Origin of the sequence: uncultured Anaerobiospirillum sp., from assembly GCF_902485895.1 — a bacterium.
GTDB lineage: Bacteria > Pseudomonadota > Gammaproteobacteria > Enterobacterales > Succinivibrionaceae > Anaerobiospirillum > Anaerobiospirillum succiniciproducens.
Genome location: NZ_CABTML010000066.1, coordinates 21726 through 39973, shown reverse-complemented (window position 1 = coordinate 39973; position 18248 = coordinate 21726). Strand labels below are relative to the sequence as shown.

Annotated in this window: 11 protein-coding genes; 8 read left to right on the top strand and 3 right to left on the bottom strand. The window is 43.9% G+C overall.

Features of this window, described 5'->3' with window-relative positions; translation table 11 throughout:
- The first annotated feature begins 125 nt into the window (after positions 1-125).
- Positions 126-1850: a putative PEP-binding protein gene (locus RDO37_RS05180; RefSeq protein WP_308498348.1), complete on the top strand. Its 1725-nt coding sequence runs from the start codon at positions 126-128 to the stop codon at positions 1848-1850.
- 87 nt (positions 1851-1937) lie between these two features.
- Positions 1938-2483: a glucose PTS transporter subunit IIA gene (locus RDO37_RS05175; protein WP_052338897.1), complete on the top strand. Its 546-nt coding sequence runs from the start codon at positions 1938-1940 to the stop codon at positions 2481-2483.
- A gap of 643 nt (positions 2484-3126) precedes the next feature.
- Here RDO37_RS05175 and pntB read toward each other — a convergent pair.
- Both pntB and RDO37_RS05165 read right to left on the bottom strand, forming a co-directional pair.
- Positions 3127-4632 carry a Re/Si-specific NAD(P)(+) transhydrogenase subunit beta gene (pntB, locus tag RDO37_RS05170; protein ID WP_308498347.1) on the bottom strand — a complete coding sequence of 502 codons (1506 nt, stop codon included), beginning with the start codon at positions 4630-4632 and terminating at the stop codon, positions 3127-3129.
- A gap of 20 nt (positions 4633-4652) precedes the next feature.
- A complete protein-coding gene (locus RDO37_RS05165; RefSeq protein WP_027939279.1) occupies positions 4653-6191 on the bottom strand; it encodes a Re/Si-specific NAD(P)(+) transhydrogenase subunit alpha in 1539 nt (512 codons plus the stop codon).
- A gap of 1540 nt (positions 6192-7731) precedes the next feature.
- Between RDO37_RS05165 and queA the strand changes: the two genes are divergently transcribed.
- The 5 genes from queA (at position 7732) to secF (ending at position 14579) form a co-directional block, all read left to right on the top strand.
- The gene (gene queA / locus RDO37_RS05160) at positions 7732-8865 is read left to right on the top strand and encodes a tRNA preQ1(34) S-adenosylmethionine ribosyltransferase-isomerase QueA (RefSeq protein ID WP_308498346.1); all 1134 of its coding nucleotides are present in this window, start codon (positions 7732-7734) and stop codon (positions 8863-8865) included.
- Between the two features lie 31 nt (positions 8866-8896).
- The gene (tgt, locus tag RDO37_RS05155) at positions 8897-10018 is read left to right on the top strand and encodes a tRNA guanosine(34) transglycosylase Tgt (protein WP_308498345.1); all 1122 of its coding nucleotides are present in this window, start codon (positions 8897-8899) and stop codon (positions 10016-10018) included.
- Positions 10019-10712: 694 nt separating this feature from the next.
- Positions 10713-11048 carry a preprotein translocase subunit YajC gene (gene yajC / locus RDO37_RS05150; protein ID WP_027939277.1) on the top strand — a complete coding sequence of 112 codons (336 nt, stop codon included), beginning with the start codon at positions 10713-10715 and terminating at the stop codon, positions 11046-11048.
- Between the two features lie 690 nt (positions 11049-11738).
- A complete protein-coding gene (secD, locus tag RDO37_RS05145) occupies positions 11739-13619 on the top strand; it encodes a protein translocase subunit SecD (protein ID WP_273323916.1) in 1881 nt (626 codons plus the stop codon).
- Between the two features lie 15 nt (positions 13620-13634).
- The gene (secF, locus tag RDO37_RS05140; protein WP_308498344.1) at positions 13635-14579 is read left to right on the top strand and encodes a protein translocase subunit SecF; all 945 of its coding nucleotides are present in this window, start codon (positions 13635-13637) and stop codon (positions 14577-14579) included.
- 213 nt (positions 14580-14792) lie between these two features.
- Here secF and smpB read toward each other — a convergent pair whose 3' ends face one another.
- A complete protein-coding gene (gene smpB / locus RDO37_RS05135) occupies positions 14793-15272 on the bottom strand; it encodes an SsrA-binding protein SmpB (protein ID WP_027939274.1) in 480 nt (159 codons plus the stop codon).
- Positions 15273-16391: 1119 nt separating this feature from the next.
- Here smpB and RDO37_RS05130 point away from each other — a divergent pair.
- Complete coding sequence (locus RDO37_RS05130; RefSeq protein ID WP_303073543.1) at positions 16392-18224, top strand: methyl-accepting chemotaxis protein; 1833 nt, start codon at positions 16392-16394, stop codon at positions 18222-18224.
- Positions 18225-18248 lie beyond the last annotated feature (24 nt).

Here is an 18248-nt window from a genome sequence, read left to right as displayed (position 1 = left end):
GGGCATCAATAGGCTCTAGTTGGGACATAGGTAGTGAGGAAACTAACCTCCTATGCCGTCAACAGAGTGCGGATAAGTCCAATAAGGATGTGTAACTTTTAACAACTTTTTTGGAGCAGGTTGCCATGTATACCATGTCTGGAGTGACTGTATCAGAGGGCGTAAGCGAGGGCGTTGCTTACGTACTATCTGATGGGTCAGAGGCTCATTTGGTTGATGTAGTTGCAACCTTTAGTGCCTCTGATGAGTGCCTTAAGTATCGTCGAGCTAGCCGCGACTTTGCCGCTAAGCTCAATAATGCTGCAAACGGAACAGTTCCAGATAAAGTACGTGACCTCTTTGGTGCTGTAGCTTCATACATCACTAATAACGCTAACATCAATGAGATCGATGCTCTTATCTATGATGGCAATAGCGCATTAGATGCCGCTAAAAGCGTGCTTTTACCAAAGATTGCTCGTTTTTCAGAAGCAGCCTCTTTTGATGATGAGGATAATGAGCACAAGTCATTACAAGATCAAGAAGATGATTGGGAGATGCAAGTGTCTTCCAATGAGTTGCGCTCTTTAATGCGCGACTTCATTGGTACCATTAGTGCCTCTCCAAGCGCTAATGATGATGTGCCTAAGCTCAATCGTCCAAGCGTCATTATTGCCAACGATTTAAGCCCAGCTCGCTTCCTCGCTTTACGTACCGATATGGTAAGAGCTGTGGTGCTTGAAGGTGGGCAGGCCTCTGGTCACTTAGGCACAGTGCTAAGAGATTTGTGCATTCCTGCTGTATATGAGGTTAAAGGTGCTTTAACCATTAAAAATGGTGAAGACCTCTTAGTTGATGCTACCCGTGGTACCGTCTTAGTTTCTCCTCCACAAGAGGCAGCTCGTTCCTTAATTGAGCAGCAAGACTACTACACAGCGCAAGAAAACGATGTGGTTATTGAGGACAATCCAGCCGTAACCGTAGCTGGTTCTTTAGGCGCTATTGGTGAAGTTGACCATATGGCCCGTTGCATTAACCACGGACTAGGTCTGTTACGTTCAGAATTCCTCTTTTTAAGCTATCACCATCGTCCAACTGTAGACGAGATGGTGGCAACTTTCAGCGCGATCTTTAATCGCGTACCAAAGAAAGCCCCTTTAACTGCTCGAACCTTTGACTTTGCTGGCGATAAGCAACCGTTATTTAGTGTCGAGCTAGATGAAAGCGGTGCTTTACGTAAATACGGCGCAAAGGTTGGCTCTAAGCTCATTAAAGATGAGATTAAGGCCATGTTGCTTGCATCTGTAGGTAGAGAGATTTATATCGTCTTCCCGCTGATCACTCGTATTGGTGAGGCTCGTTCATTACGTGGCTTAATTGATGAGGCTGTAGCTGAATTAAAAGCTGAGAATAAGCCAATTGGCAATCCTCATCCTGCCTTAATGATTGAAACTCCTGCTGCTGTGCTCTCTGCACGTGCTTTTGCTGCTTTTGGCGAGATGTTCGTTATCGGCACCAGTTCTTTATCTGAGTACGCTGCTGCACCTCGTCCACCTGAGGAGTATTTCACTCCAGCCTTAGCAAAGATGATTGCTATTGCCTGTAAGGCAGCTCGCGATGAGGGAGTAAAAGTAGGTATGGCTGGTCGCTTTGCACGTCGTACTGAGCTATTACCATTGTTCCTCTCATTAGGTGTAAGCTATATCACCACAGATGCCACCTCACTGCAGAGTGTCAGAAAGGAGTTACAAAAACTCACTGATAACGGCGCTACTCCTGTGTTTAAAGATGAAGTCTATGCTCAGGTTATGGAGGCCTCATCAGCCCGTGAGCTGCATGATCTTATCTTCCAAGATAACGCTTCTGCCTAAAGAATCAACATACAAGTACTACTTTCATCATGCCTAGAACTTTCTAGGCCTTTACCATTTGATTAGAGTTAACAACGGAGAATACTAATGGGTTTCTTCTCGCAATTATTCAAACGCTCCGAGGGCAGTTCTTCTGCATCTTATGAGGCACCAGTTGTTAATGTAAATGCTGATGTTACTTTATATGCTCCAGTCTCTGGTACCTTGATGCCGCTAGGTGATGTCCCTGATATCGTGATCTCAGAAATGGTAATGGGTGAGGGCGTTGCAGTAGTGCCAGAGAGCGAATCAGTTGTTGCTCCTTGTGATGGCATCATCTCGCGACTGCTGCCAACTAAGAATGCGTTTGCAGTGCGTATGGAGAATGGTTTAGAGGTCTATGTAAGTTTTGGCGTTGAGTCCATGGAGACTCAAGGTGAAGGCTTTACTGTAAAGATGGCCATTGGCGATGAAGTTAAGAAAGGCGATGTCGTACTCATTGCAGACTTACGCACACTCTCTCAGAGACTTAAGTCCACCATCGTGTCCATGATTGTAATACGCTCCTCAGGCAAGCTTGATAAGGTAGTTCCAGCCTCAGGCAAGGTCACTGCAGGTCAAAGTGCTGCAATTTGGATTAACCTTAAGCACTAACAAGCCTCCATGCAAACTTAGCAGCTGCGCTTATCTCAATAACAACATCTACAGCACGCAGCTGCATCAATACCCATCGTATCCCCATACAGCTGCATCAATACTCATCGTATCCCCATACAGCAGCATCAATACTCATCGTATCCCCATACAGCTGCATCAATACCCCTCATATCCAACACAGCAGCATCATGCTCAAGCTGCGTCTAGCAGCCACTATTAGTTCATTGCAGCTTATTGCTGAGCCACGCACTTACTCAGGTATAGCCAATTCATTGCTGCGCTCATTATTCTTTAGATTCTTGCTATTGAGCCTTATTAATCTTTTGTTTTTTCTTTAGCTGTTTTTGAGCTTTTTCATAGACTTCTGCCGCAAACTCAAAACTTGCATAAGCCTTTTGTGCGCTGTTATCGTGTGCTCTAATGCTAAGGTAATGGGGCTTACAGCTATGGCCTTAAGATATCTACTTTCTGATAAAGAGGCAGGATGAATGTACTTTGTCGATTTTAGGAAGGTAGTTATGGAGCTTGGAGCTATTGATGATTTGCGGTTGGTGAAATGAAAAAAGCCTGTCAAATGACAGGCTTTTTTCTAGCCCAGCCTCATTAGAGACTGGCTTTAAATTGCTATGAAAGCTGAAGATTAGATGTTAGCAACGATCTCTTCAACAGTCTTCTTAGCATCGCCGAAGCACATGAATGAATTATCCTTGAAGAATAATGGATTCTGTACGCCAGCGTAACCAGCATTCATAGAACGCTTGAAGATAACTACGTTGCGAGCATTCCAAACCTCAAGAACTGGCATACCAGCGATTGGGGAGTTTGGATTCTCTAAAGCGGCTGGGTTTACGGTATCGTTAGCACCGATAACGAGTACGGTATCGGTCTCTGCGAAGTCATCATTGATTTCATCCATTTCAAGAACGATATCGTATGGAACCTTAGCCTCAGCAAGTAATACGTTCATGTGACCAGGTAAACGGCCTGCTACTGGGTGAATAGCGAAGCGAACGGTGGTGCCACGAGCCTGTAACTTCTCAGTTAAGGATGCAACAGCAGCCTGAGCCTGTGATACAGCCATACCGTAACCTGGAGCGATGATAACTGAAGAAGAGTTCTTTAACAGATCAGCAACTTCAACAGCCTTTAACTCATGGTACTCGCCGATTTCCTCGTCGGAGTCTGCAGCAGCACCTTCGTTACCGAAGCCACCAGCAATAACAGAGATGAAGGAGCGGTTCATAGCCTTACACATGATGTAAGACAGAATAGCACCTGAGGAACCTACTAATGCGCCAGTAACGATTAAGAGGTCGTTTGACAGCATGAAGCCTGATGCAGCTGCAGCCCAACCTGAGTATGAGTTCAGCATTGAGATAACAACTGGCATATCAGCACCACCGATAGCAGCAACTAAGTGCACACCAAAGGCAAATGCGATAAGAGTCATCAGAACGAGTGGGATGATGGATGGGGTATCAGCAGCCATGAACCATACGCAGAGCAGTACGGATACGATGATGCCAGCCAGGTTGAGGTAGTGACCGCCAGGCAGCATTAAAGGAGCTGACTTGAATACGCGTAACTTAAAGGTACCGTTGAGCTTACCGTAAGCAACGATAGAACCAGTGAAGGTTACAGCACCGATGAAGATACCTAAGAAGATCTCGATAAGGTGGGTGTTTAACTCACCAGAGGTCATCTCAGCAGCGTGGCCAGCTGCAGCTGCAGCCTGCTCAGCAGCTTCCATCATAGCAACGATAGTTGCCTGAGAAGCGCCAACAGGGATAGAAACAGCGTCAGATGCAACAGCGCCTAACTCGAAGTAAGAGTTGAAACCAACTAATACAGCAGCTAAACCTACAAATGAGTGCAGACATGCAATCATTTCTGGCATCTGGGTCATTGCTACACGCTGAGCAACGTAGATACCAATTGCAGCACCGATAATCATAGCTACGACGATTAAGCCGAAGCCAAGACCGGTTTCTACCTGAGCAAAGGTTGCAAGCAGTGCGATGCCCATACCGAACATGCCGGATAAGCAACCGTACTTAGCAGTTTCCTGCTTAGATAAGCCAGCTAAGGCTGCGATGAAGAGCAGAGCGGCCAAAATATAGGCCATGTGAATTGGACCTGCTACCATTTTTTATATTCTCCTGAACCTTATGCCTGTTTCTTGAACATAGCCAGCATACGGCGAGTTACAGCAAATCCACCGAAAATGTTGATGGAAGCGATGAGAACGCCGATAAATGCAAATAAGGCGATGATGAAGCTGCCAGAGCTAATCTGGAGCAGAGCGCCAACAACGATAATGCCTGAAATAGCGTTAGTAACAGCCATTAAAGGTGTATGCAGAGAATGGGTAACATTCCAAACTACGTAGTAACCTACTACACATGACAGTACGAATACGGTGAAGTGTGGTAAGAACTTCTCAGGGGCAAACAGACCGATAAGAGCGAACAGAACGAGGAAGATACCTGCAACAGTGCCCTTAAAGGTATTTGAAATCTGACGCTGCTCAACCTTCTGAACAGGAGCTGCAGCAGCCTGCTGTGCAGGAGCGGCAGAAACGCTGATTGGTGGAGGTGGGAAAGTGATTTCGCCCTGCTTAGTAACACTCATGTTACGTAAGATCACATCTTCAAAGTCGATGTCGATGTTGCCATCCTTGTTCTTAGAGAGGATCTTAACGAGGTTTACTAAGTTGGTGGAGTACAGCTGTGAAGACTGTGCTGGCAGACGGCATGCTAAGTCGGAGTAACCGATGATCTTAACGCCATTCTCGGTAACGTGAATCTTGCCTTCCTGGGTCAGTTCGCAGTTACCGCCAGTTGCAGCAGCAAGGTCAACGATAACTGAACCTGGCTTCATGGACTCAACCATTTCCTTAGAAATTAGTCGTGGAGCCTTCTTGCCTGGAATAGCAGCGGTAGTGATGATGATGTCTACATCTTTAGCCTGAGCAGCGAAGAGCTCCATCTCAGCCTTAATGAACTCATCAGACATTACCTTTGCGTAACCGTCAGATGAACCGCCTTCTTCATTCTTAAAGTCTAACTTTAAGAACTCACCGCCCATTGACTTAATCTGGTCGGCAACTTCAAGACGGGTATCGAATGCGCGAACAATAGCGCCTAATGAGTGAGCAGCACCGATAGCGGCCAGACCTGCTACACCTGCACCGATAACCAGTACCTTTGCTGGAGGAACCTTACCAGCAGCGGTAACCTGACCAGTGAAGAAACGACCGAAGTTGTGAGCAGCTTCGATAACAGCACGGTAACCAGAAATGTTAGCAGTGGATGACAGAGCGTCCAAAGCCTGTGCACGTGAGATACGTGGGACCATGTCCATTGCCAGGACATTGACTTTCTTCTCGTTGAGCTTCTGTACGAGCTCAGGATTCTGTGCAGGACGGATGAAGCTTACTAAGGTTTGACCCTCTTTCATAAGCTTAATTTCATCGTCGGTTGGTGCATTGACCTTGAAGATCATGTCGCTTGACCAAACTTCGCGACCGCGAACAACCTTCGCACCTGCAGCGCTATAGGCAGCGTCGTCAAAGCTGGCGTCGGCACCGGCACCGGACTGAACTGCAACCTCAAAGCCCAACTTGATGAGCTTGGTTACGGTATCAGGAGTGGCGGCCACTCTTGTCTCGCCTTTCAAGCTCTCTTTTGGAATACCTATCAGCATGGCTTCTTCCTGTTAAAAATGAATTACTTTACTTCTTACCAAAGTCAATGACTAACGGTTTCTGACTTAATAAGTCAGCAAGAAAATTACATCTGGAAATGATGCTACGAAGCGCGGCAAACAGCAAGATTTTTAAAGTCAGATTTAGAGCAAGCACACAAAATAAAAGGCGTGTTTTGCAAGCAATCATGATCGAGAGCTTGCATAGTCAAATCTCACTTTGCAAACCTTAAGAGCATGCATCTAATAATGATCGACACAAGGCCAAAACATCATTAAGTGCACTTCTTTAGGGTCACTCATATTCAAGCGGCAAAATGCAACGCAAAATGTAGTATCAAATTTATAGCTTAGCTAGACAAAACTAAATGTTGCTAGACCAAGCTCAATGAATGCTCAAGAGCAATGGACTTATAGTCCTCGAGACTAATAGGCCATAGGGCCATAAGTCCGTTGCTCTACTGGCGATCACTTAAACAAGATGTAAATCTCTTAGTTAAGCTTTAAACCTTACTCTGCCAAGAGTGAGGTCACTACTTTGATAATGCGGCGTGATCTTATGACAAGGCATCTAAAAAGGGTATGTTTTGAACGCGGTTTTGAGGCGATTTCGCTCTAAAACTATGTCAAATCTTTTTAAAGAGTGATCTAAATCAAACTTTGCCTTAATCATAGTGACAACGAAACATTATGGCACAGTTTTAAGTTCTGAACTTTCGGCTAGATCTCATAAGTGAACAATGGTTTTACAAAGCGCCAATTATGCTTAGTAATTTGTTGCTACATCTGACTTGGCAGCTATAAAGCAAGACAAAGAGCTTTTCAAAAGGCTCTCTTTAGAAAGCCAATTTAAGTTAAAACTACCAACTTAGATTTACATGTCATATCAAAATGGCGATCGTTGCACTAAAAAGTCTACCTGTGCTTTTGGGGACTTATCAGAGAGGAATGCAACTAGTTTTATGTTATTAGCATTGGTGTTGCTAGTAGCTTGTTTGGGTAATTGATCTTAGCAATGGCGTTGGCTTTTGAAGTTTTTGCATTGAATGCTGTTATAAAAGCACGGACAATGCACATCCTTGCAAGTTACGACGTAGGCTAATAACTTATCTATCCTCAAGATCACTGCTTGATAGTGCCTAAAAATGGCGTTTGTGAGATGTCTTTTGTGTTAAAATCGCTTGAATTTCGATTCAGAGATCAAAAGAGCGCAGCGGCGATAAGTTACATTTGTTTGTATCTACAAGATCACAGGATTATGAGATTGCTGATTTTGACTATCGATCTGTTATTTATGCGCTCTAGTGCTATATAAGCTGAACTAAGTGTTAATTTGGATGAAGGCCTAAAAGATCAGAGATCTGTACTGTATATATACAGAGTGGTTAAAGCAGATATCTAAGATTGAGGCTATCTTTAAGTTATCAAGACATAAGTCAATTTAAAGATGTTAGGTTGGCGCTTAGTTTGATTGAGTGGTGGCAGTGCTCAATTGCTTATATAAGATCATTGACCCCCGTTTAAGCATCAGGGTGAACAATTGTTACGCAGCGATTTTAACTTCGATTTGCCTACAGAGCTTATCGCCAATTTCCCATCTAAGGAGCGCACTGCCTGTCGCATGCTATGTCTTGACGGCAATACAGGTGCTACTGAAGATAAGATCTTTATCGATCTGAAGTCTTATTTAAAGCCTGGTGATTTGCTTGTTTTCAACGATACCAAGGTTATCCCAGCCCGTATCTACGGACGAAAAGATACTGGCGGTAAGTGCGAGTTCCTCATTGAACGTATCTTAAATCCTAAGCAAGCATTAGCTCATATTAAAGCCTCAAAGTCACCAAAGGCTGGATCAAAGCTTTACGTAACTGATGCACAGGGTTTAGATAAGTACGTGCTCAACGTCCTAGGTAGAAATGGCGATCTCTTCCACATTAGCTGTGAAGATGAATACGAGATTTTGCCTATCTTAGATGATGTAGGTCATATTCCGCTTCCTCCATATATTGAGCGTGCGGATGAGCAAGAAGATCGTGAACGGTACCAGACGGTTTACTCTCGTGAGCCAGGTGCTGTCGCAGCACCAACTGCAGGTTTGCACTTTGATGAAAAGCAGCTTGATGATCTGAGAGCTTACGGCATTGATATGGCTTTTGTTACCTTGCACGTAGGTGCAGGTACTTTCCAGCCGGTGCGCGAGGATGACATTCTCAAACATCATATGCACAGTGAGTATGTGCAGCTGTCTCAAGATACTGCCAATAAGGTGATTGAGACTCATAAAAGAGGTGGCCGTGTTATTGCCGTTGGCACCACTGCAGTTCGCTCATTAGAAAGCGCTGCTTTATATGCACAAAAGCATGGCTGCAAAGATGAGATCGCCAAGTTTAATGACGATACTTCTATCTTTATTTATCCAGGTTATAAGTATCGTGTGGTAGATGCTCTTATCACCAACTTCCATTTACCTGAGTCAACTCTCATTATGCTCGTGTGTGCATTTGCAGGTTATAAAAACACCCTGCACGCCTATGAGCATGCTGTTAGTGAGCAGTATAAGTTTTTCAGTTACGGTGATTGTATGTTCATTACTAAGCGTACTGAAAATATGGATCTGCCTCCTTCATGTACAGCTGAAGAGGCGTTGGCAGCTGATGGCTTCCCAAAGAATTAAGAATAACTACAAGCAAAGTATTACTTAGATTATGGACTTTAAGATTTTAGCGCGTGACGGTAAAGCACGTCGTGGCGAACTCCACTTTGAGCGTGGCATTGTTCGTACTCCAGCATTTATGCCTGTAGGTACTTTAGGTACTGTTAAAGGTCTGCGCCCTGAGCACGTAAGCGAGCTCGGTGCTGACATTCTTTTAGGTAACACTTTCCACCTGTGGTTAAGACCAGGTACTGATGTCATTAAGGCTCATGGCGATCTGCACGACTTTATGAAGTGGGATAAGCCAATCTTAACTGACTCAGGTGGTTTCCAGGTCTTCTCTTTATCTGGCATTCGCAAAGTAACTGAAGAGGGCGTACAGTTCCGCCATCCAATTAATGGCTCTAAGCTCTTCTTATCGCCTGAGATCTCCATGCAAGTGCAATATGATCTTGGCTCTGACATTGTGATGCAGTTTGATGAGTGTATCGCTCTGCCAGCTGAGCAAAAACGTATGCGTGAGGCTATGGAGCTGTCACTGCGCTGGGCACGCCGCTGCCGTGATGAGTTTGATCGTTTAGGCAATAAGAACAATCTCTTTGGCATTATTCAAGGCGGTACCGATGAGGGCTTACGTGAGGCTTCTTTAAAGGGCCTTACTGATATTGGCTTTGATGGCTATGCTATCGGTGGTCTAGCCGTAGGCGAGCCAATGCCTGTGATGTATAAGGCTTTATCTCACATCGCTCCAATCATGCCAGAGGATCGTCCTCGTTATCTTATGGGCGTAGGTCGTCCTGTGGATATTCTTGAGGGTGTACTGCATGGTGTGGATATGTTCGACTGCGTAATGCCTTCACGTAATGCACGTAACGGCCACTTATTCACCTCCCAGGGCGTAGTGAAGATTCGTAATGCCAAGTATCGTATGGACACTTCTCCACTCGATCCAAATTGCGATTGCTACACTTGCCGTAACTTCTCTAAGGCTTATTTACATCACCTTGATAAGTGCAATGAGATTTTAGGAGCTCATCTGAACACTATTCATAATCTCCATTACTATGAGCACTTTATGGCTGATATTCGTGCAGCTATTGAGGCAGGTACTTTAGAGAAGTTTGCCGATGAGTACTACAAGGCTCAGCAGCTTGGCGATCGTATTGAGTACTAAGAGTGCTATTTGACTTGACCTCAAATATCCAACATCTGACCAACTCCCATGGGCAAGCCCATGGGGTTTTAGCGTATCAAGGTTAACCTATTTTCGTAACTTGGCCACAGTGAGCACCTTTTGACTAGTCTTAGATGGCCACTCTTGTAAGTGGTTAGCTACCATACACAGAGATTGGTTGTATGGTACTTTGTGTATAAGTATGGGTACTTGCAAGTTTTGCAGGGTAATTGTGGTTAAGTGATGGTTTTTAAGGCCTCATTTTGCTAAAGATTAACTCAATGTGTGATGTCTACTTAGGCTTATACATGTCTTTTTTAGCAGATTCATAATAGAATATGGGGCTGGTTTAGTTGACCTAGTTAGTGCTTGAGCGTGTAATGCTTAAGTTCTCTAATAGAACAAGGGCTAAAGCTAAGTGGCTCATTAAATACAGAATCGGAGCTTGAAAAACTAAGATTCTTACTCGAGCTAACTTATTGGCTTGGTGGCAGATAGAGTGACGCAGTCATTTGTACTTTGCTACATTTGCCCCGGGTTTTTCTTGGTATGATTGTGTATTTATGCTCATACCAAGGTCATAGGCAACATATAAAGGCCATAGTAGCTTGGTTGCCCATAAGTAGGTTTTAGTAGAACTGCCTATTTATGTGTTCTAATTATTTTTGTCTTTAATCTTTGAAAGGGAATCGAAATGGACTTTATTTCAAGTGCATACGCTGCAGAAGGTGCCGCTCCACCACCAGGTGGCGATATGAGCATGCTCATCATTCTGGTTGTGTGTATGCTCGCTGTTTACTTCTTCGTTATGCGTCCAAACAACAAGAAGCGTAAGGAAATGCAGAACCTGCTCAACGGCCTGTCTGTTGGCGATGAGGTTTTAACCAACGGCGGTATCGCTGGCAAGGTTGTTAAGCTCCCTGACAACAAAGAGTACGTCATGGTTAACGTTGGCGGTGAAGTTGTCATGCAGATGAAGCGTAACTACATTGTTGCTGTTCTGCCAAAGGGCACTATCGAGTCAATGTAAGATTCTTTATAAGTTACTACTACTATGCACTTAGTTAAGCTCATCAGATCAACTGTATACATGCCTCGTGCGTTATGTAATACGCTCGTGCGATTGTGTACAACTGCACCTGATGACTATGGGTGTAGGGAGAAGTAACTTATATGCTATGAGCAAGCAGACCTTGTAAGACAGGATGAGCGCTTAAGCCTCAGGTTAAAGCAGCTAATTCAGGTATTACAAGGTTTGTTGTTTTTAGTGGTATTTGGATGTTACACATTACCTGCCTTGTCTAATAGGCACAATTAACAGAGTGTTAAGTCCTTAAAGGTTGTAAAGTGTCAGATCCAAAGCCTACTATGTAGGCTCACAAAAATAAGCATCCGATGTCTATCATCGGGAGCTAATGATTTAAATCCTCGTGTAGGTGTTCATGGGCCTTATCGGGGTGGTTGCAGGATGCTTGAGTTGCTTAAAGCAGCATAAAGCTATATTACTGCAGCGAAGCAGCTAGAAAAGGATTAAGTGCATAAGATACATTCTTATTAGGAAAAGAATGATGTTTGAGACTTTATTACTACTAGTTGTCTTGAAAAAAGGTATGGCATTTAGCTTCAGATAAGTACATCTTTAGCCCCCTAGGCTATTCATGTACTGTCTTTAGTAAAGCCAGTCCTTACCATGTCACGAAGCTAGCTTTTGAGATAAAACGTGATAAATAAATTTCCTTGGTGGAAGAACTTCTTAATCTTTGCGGCTATCGCAATAGGTTTCTTCTACGCTCTTCCAAATATTTACGGTGAGGATCCTGCACTGCAGGTTTCTGGCACTAACGGTAATCCGGTTTCTCAAGAGGTCGCTGCAGAGGTTGAAAATCTGCTTAACAGTAAGAACATCAAGGGTGTTTATGAGCTGGATGAGCAGGGTCAGCTGTTAATTCGCTTTAGCAATACTGACGAGCAGATCATGGCAAAAGATCTGGTTCAGTCTTACTTAGGCGATCGCTATATCAGCGCTTTAAACCTCGCTCCGGCTACTCCGGCCTTTATGCGTGCCTTAGGTATGAATCCACTTAAGCTCGGTCTTGATCTGCGTGGCGGTGTTCACTTCTTAATGGAGGTGGATATGGACGAAGCCATGAAGAAGATGAGAACTCAGCTTGTTTCTGATCTGCGTAATGAGCTGCGTCAGAACAATCTGCGTTTAACCGGTGCTCGTGCTGAAGGCAATGATGTAGTTATCTCATTCCGTGATGCTGCTACTCGTGACAGCGCTGCTGAGCTGTTGAAGAAGAATCACCGCGACTTCGTTTTCCAAAACTTTGAGCGCAATGGTTCCTTCTACATTAAGGCAGCCATGACTGAGGCTCGTCTGTCACAGATTCGTACTAACGCCGTTGATCAGAACATTAACATTCTGCGTAACCGTGTTAACGAGCTGGGTGTGGCAGAGCCATTAATTCAGCGTCAAGGCGCTGAGCGTGTGGTAGTTGAGCTTCCTGGTGTTCAGGATACTGCTCGTGCTAAGGAAATCTTAGGTGCTACTGCTACATTAGAGTTCCGCTTAGTTAACTCCAACGCTGATCTGAATGCTGCATCTCAAGGCCGCATTCCTCCTGGCACTGAGCTGCACGAAGATAAGAATGGCTACCCTGTAGTATTAGAAAAGCGTGTGATCTTAACTGGTGACCACATCGTTGATGCATCTTCATCTACCGATGAGAATGGTCGTCCACAAGTTAACATCTCCCTTGATGCACGTGGCGGTTCCATTATGTCCGAGTTCACCAAGGACAATGTGGGCAAGGCCATGGCTACTAACTTTATTGAGTTCAAGGTAGTTGAAAACACCGACCCTAATGCTCCAAAGCCAGGTCAGCCAGGTTACAAGCCAAAGTTCAAGAAGGTTGAGCAGATCATTAACGTTGCTACTATTCAGTCACGTTTAGGCTCTAACTTCCGTATTACTGGCATCGACTCAGCTCGTGAGGCTCATAACCTCGCTTTATTACTGCGTGCTGGTGCTCTGATCGCTCCTATTCAGATTGTTGAAGAGCGTACCATTGGTCCTTCTTTAGGTCAGGAAAACATCGATAACTCCTTAAGAGCAATGCTTTATGGCTTTGCTGCTTTAGGTGTCTTCATGATTCTGTACTATAAGGCCTTCGGTTTTGTTGCCAACTTAGCCTTATTCTTCAATTTAGTATTAGTTGTGGGCATCATGTCCATGGTTCCAGGTGCCACCATGACACTCCCTGGTATGGCTGGTATCGTGTTAACTATTGGTATGGCGGTTGACGCGAATGTGCTTATTTATGAGCGCATACGTGAAGAAATACGCCTAGGACGCTCGGTACAAGTTGCTATCAACGAGGGCTATGCCCGTGCTTTTGGTACCATTGCTGACTCTAACATCACTTCTTTCATTACCGCTCTGATTCTGTTCATGGTTGGTACTGGTGCTGTTAAGGGATTTGCCTTAGTACTGATGATTGGTCTGGCCTCCTCTATGTTTACCTCAGTTACCGCATGTCGTGCTGTGGTTAACATCATTTGGGGTGGCAAGATGAATCTCAAGAAGCTCAGTATTTAAGAGGACAGGAAGACAATGTTTCAGTTTATTAAGGACACAACTGTCATCCCGTTCATGAAGATCAAAGGCATAGTTGAAATTCTGTGCCTTGCTTTAGTTATTGGCTCTATTGCTTCCATGGCAGTTAAGGGCATTAACTGGGGATTAGATTTTACTGGCGGTATCGTAGTTGAGACTCATTACACTAATCCAATGGACTTAGAGCAAGTTCGTAAGGCTTACGCAGCTGAGGGTATTGAGGGTGTAGTTCAGCACTTTGGTTCTACTCGTGACGTTATGATTCGTGTAGCTCCAAAGGAGGATATCAATCAGCAGTTAGTTACCAACAAGATTCAGGCTGCCTCTTTAAAGATTGACCCTGAGGCTACTACCACTCGTTCTGAGTACGTAGGCCCTTCTGTTGGTGCTGAGCTCGTTGAAAGTGGCTTAATTGCTATTGTGGTATCTTTAATCGCTATTCTTGCTTATATTGCATTCCGCTTTGAGTGGAGAATGGCTACTGGTGCTGTGATTTCACTTGCTTACGACGTTATTATCGTTATTGGTTGCTTCTCATTTTTACAGATCGAGTACGACCTTACCGTGTTAGCTGCAGTTTTAACTGTGGTTGGTTACTCTCTGAACGATAAGATCGTGGTGTTTGATCGTATTCGTGAAAATGCCAGCAAGTTATCTCATGACTTAGATATGGATAGGCTGTTTGACGTTTCTTTAACTCAGACCTTAGCTCGTACCATCATCACCTCAGGTACTACCTTAATCACTGTTTTCGCCCTGTTAATCTTTGGCGGTGACATGATCTTCGGTTTTGCCTTAGCTTTAGCTATCGGTATTATTTTCGGTACTATCTCTTCTATCTACGTTGCATCTACTTGGGCTCTTTTATTAAAGATTGAGCGTAAGCACCTCATTCCTAAGAAGATCGACAAGAAAGAGATCGAAATGGAAACCATGGACTAAAAGGCGATCATTACTAAAGATCGAACATGATCTGAAGATCGATCATGAACTTTGGGGCATAGCTTGACTGTAGCTACGCCCTTTAGATTAAAGATCGCCAAAGCTAAATTTAGTCTTAAAAAAATACAAACCCCGTACAAGTTATTAGCCTGTACGGGGTTTTTTCTTATGAAGTGTTGTAAATGACTAAGATCGTGCCTTAGTTTGTAGAGCCTACTGAGCTTTCTTGAAGACGCGAGCCTTCTCACGCTGCCATTCACGCTCTTTAATAGAGTCTCGCTTATCGTGCTCTTGCTTACCACGAGCAAGTCCTAACTCAAGCTTAGCCCATGAACCTTTCCAGTATAGACGCAGCGGCATGAGGGTATAACCCTGGCGCTGTGACTGCCCCATGAGCTTATTAATCTCACGGCGGTTCATGAGTAGAGTACGGGTACGAGTTGGGTCGCACACTACGAATGCACAAGAGGTCTTTAATGGATTAATGGTAGCGCCAATGAGCAATACCTGTCCTTCTTTGACCATGACATAGGCCTCGGAGATATTGGCCTTGCCTGCACGTAAGGATTTAACTTCCCAACCTTGTAATGACAGTCCTGCCTCGTAGCGCTCTTCGATGAAGTAGTCGTGTTTTGCACGGCGGTTTACAGCAATTTCAGTGCTGTTGTTGCCGTTTTTCTTTTTACCAGCCATAAGTAAATCTCGGAGCTAAGCACCATATACAAATAGTTATCAAAGCTCAGAGCCAACAATGAGTGGATCAAGAGCATATAAGTGGTGCTATCAATGAGGAGGGATTAGCTAAAGGATGCAAAGTAAGTGCTTATCTAAAGAACACTAGTCAAGTGCTAATCTATAGAGTGCTAAGTGAGTGCTTATCTATGCGCCCTAGAGCCAAATGCCCGACGTGTAATCTTATCATTCAGTAGCTACAAAAACAACGCAAAGCAAGATGTATCCTAACTTTGTGAGCCATATACGCACTGCGCATGGATTTAGGTTGCTTTTCAAGATCATAAAGGCCCATTCATAAGAGGGGTGTAGGTTGCTTTTAAGATCATAAAGGCCCATTCAGAAGAGGTATGTATGCTACTTTTCAAGATCATAAAGGCCCATTCATACAAGGTGTGTAGGTCGCTTTTCAAGATCATAAAGGCGCTGTCAGTGTCGCAATAGGTGCTAAGTTACAAAAGATCGTACAGTGCGGTGGATTTGACATGATGCGACGAAAGGTTTTACAGATTGGCATAAATAGGCCATTGTGATCATAATTAGAGGCGTTTTACTGACATTTTGTGGGCATAGTGTTTGCACCGTAGGTTGCTAATTTTTGTATGACAACACTTTACTGCACTACTGAGGATCGTTGTGTTCCTTTGTTTAGGTAATTAGCACCTCTATTGTGATTGATTTGTGCGTTCCACATTTATTTATCAAATTACGAAAGTGTCATTTATACAAATAGTGCTAAGATAAGTAGAGTAATGTTGTATCAAGAATATAAGACGTTGCAGTTTCTAGGCCTCAGGAGAGAATGGGCTGAAAGTTCAACGCAAAGAGTTTTACAACATCTATATTGTTGCTCATCACTAGTGTCTACCTAATCTTAACTTAAGCGTTTGCTTTTTAAAGAAGATACTGCTTGATGCTATGCAATCATTGACATACATAGGAGTGCGCATCTACGTTTGCGCAAGCTTTGTGTCCTGCATACTAATCAGCGCTAGGTATAAGCATTTGCATTTAAGTGATGTTGGCTAGAAAAAGATTTAGATCAGCCCTTTCGGTGCTGAAACGACAGCAGGATTACTTATGTCTGAGATCAATACATCTTCAACAAATAACAAGGTTGAAGGCGCTTTAAACGATACAGATGCAAAAGTAGCAAATCCAATTAAAGATACCTCTGCGTTATCTGATAAGGAATTTGCTAAGACGACACAGGTAAACCTTTCTCGTCCTCACCTGCCGTTCTTCTCTTCTCTGTTCAAGATGCGTTTTTCCGACATGTCTATTATTCATAGACTTTATATGTGCGTCGGTTTAACCTTCTTCCTCTTCTTTGTTGCTACTACCGTTGTGATTGTTATGGCTCAATCACAGGTTACTGATACCGATGCACGCAGTGGTGTGCGTGCCGTATTACGTACTTCTGATGCTATTAGCAGCGACATCATTCATATTGAGCAGAATGTACGTCAAGTTGTTTCTGGTTCAGGTAATGTTGGCAATTTATCAACCAAGATCAATGACACTGCCTCTATCTTGAAGACCAATTTACAAAAGCTTCAATCTCAGGTTGATCGTCTCAACAATGAAGAGTTAAGCCGTAAATTTTCTAATGATTACATGTCCAATTTAGATGGCCATATCAACGGTCTGTTAAACAGTACTGCTGCAATCATGAGCACGTACAAGAATCAGCCAGAAGAGGCACAAAAGCTAGCTTACGAACAGCTCACCAACCATTCCATGCCAGTTTTATATGAACTGCGTATGCTCATTACTGATTTAAATAGCGTCAGTATGTCACGACAGGCTGAGGCTGATCGCATCATGGTGTGGATCCAATACGCCTTAGTTTTAGGTGTAGCTATCTCTTTAGTGGTTGTGATCTTAACCAATATCACTATTCGCCACTCATTACGTCGTGACACTGGTCTTTTATTAAAGCGCCTGATGTCTATGGCTCGTGGCAACCTGAGTGATAGAGTAGATCTGCAGGCTCGTGATGAGATCGGTTCTATTGCTCGCTTAGTTGACTTAGTGCTCGACAATACCAACGGTACCTTAAGATTAGTTAAGAGCGACGTTAACAAGCTCTATCAGATGGTTAACACCAATCAACGTTCGATTGATGCAACTAATGAGGCTATCTCTGTACAGCGAAATACTGCACAGAATGTAGCTACTGCTACTTCTGAGATGGAGCAGTCAGTTGATAATGTTACCGAGTTTGCAAAAGCAACCTTAGAAGAAGTTAAGAGTGCTGAGGCAGCATCCGATACTTGCCGCCGCACCATGCAAGATAACATTACCACCACACATACTCTCTCAGATCGCTTAAGAGCCTCCTCTGAAGCTATTAACAAGATTCACATGATGAGTACTCAGATTGAGTCCATCGTTCAAACCATTGCTGAAATTGCAGATCAGACTAACTTGCTATCTTTAAACGCAACTATCGAGTCTGCACGTGCTGGTGAGTCTGGTAAGGGCTTTGCGATCGTGGCTGACGAAATTCGTGAGCTAGCTATTCGTACTGCTAAGAGCACCAAGGAAGTTTCTGATACTATCAGCCACCTTGAGGCAGCAGTAACAAACTCAGTTGAGGTGATGGCTACGTGTGAAAGCGAGATGGAAAACTCTCTGCAGCAAAGCTCACTTGCTAACTCCTCAATTGAGGAGATTATGGGTATTATTGCCACCATTTCAGATATGTCTGAGCAGATTGTGGCCTCATGTCAGACGCAAAGTAGCTCTGCTGCTGACATTAACTTATCCATTGCCCATATTTCCAAGCTTGCTGAGGATAGCTACGAGCAGATGTCTGAGCTTCAGACCAACATGCATCAGCTTAATGACTTAGCTACCAATCAGGCTAATGTAATTGGTAAGTTCACCTTAGAGAGCAATGGCAGATAAACTACCAAAACCACTGCTTACCTA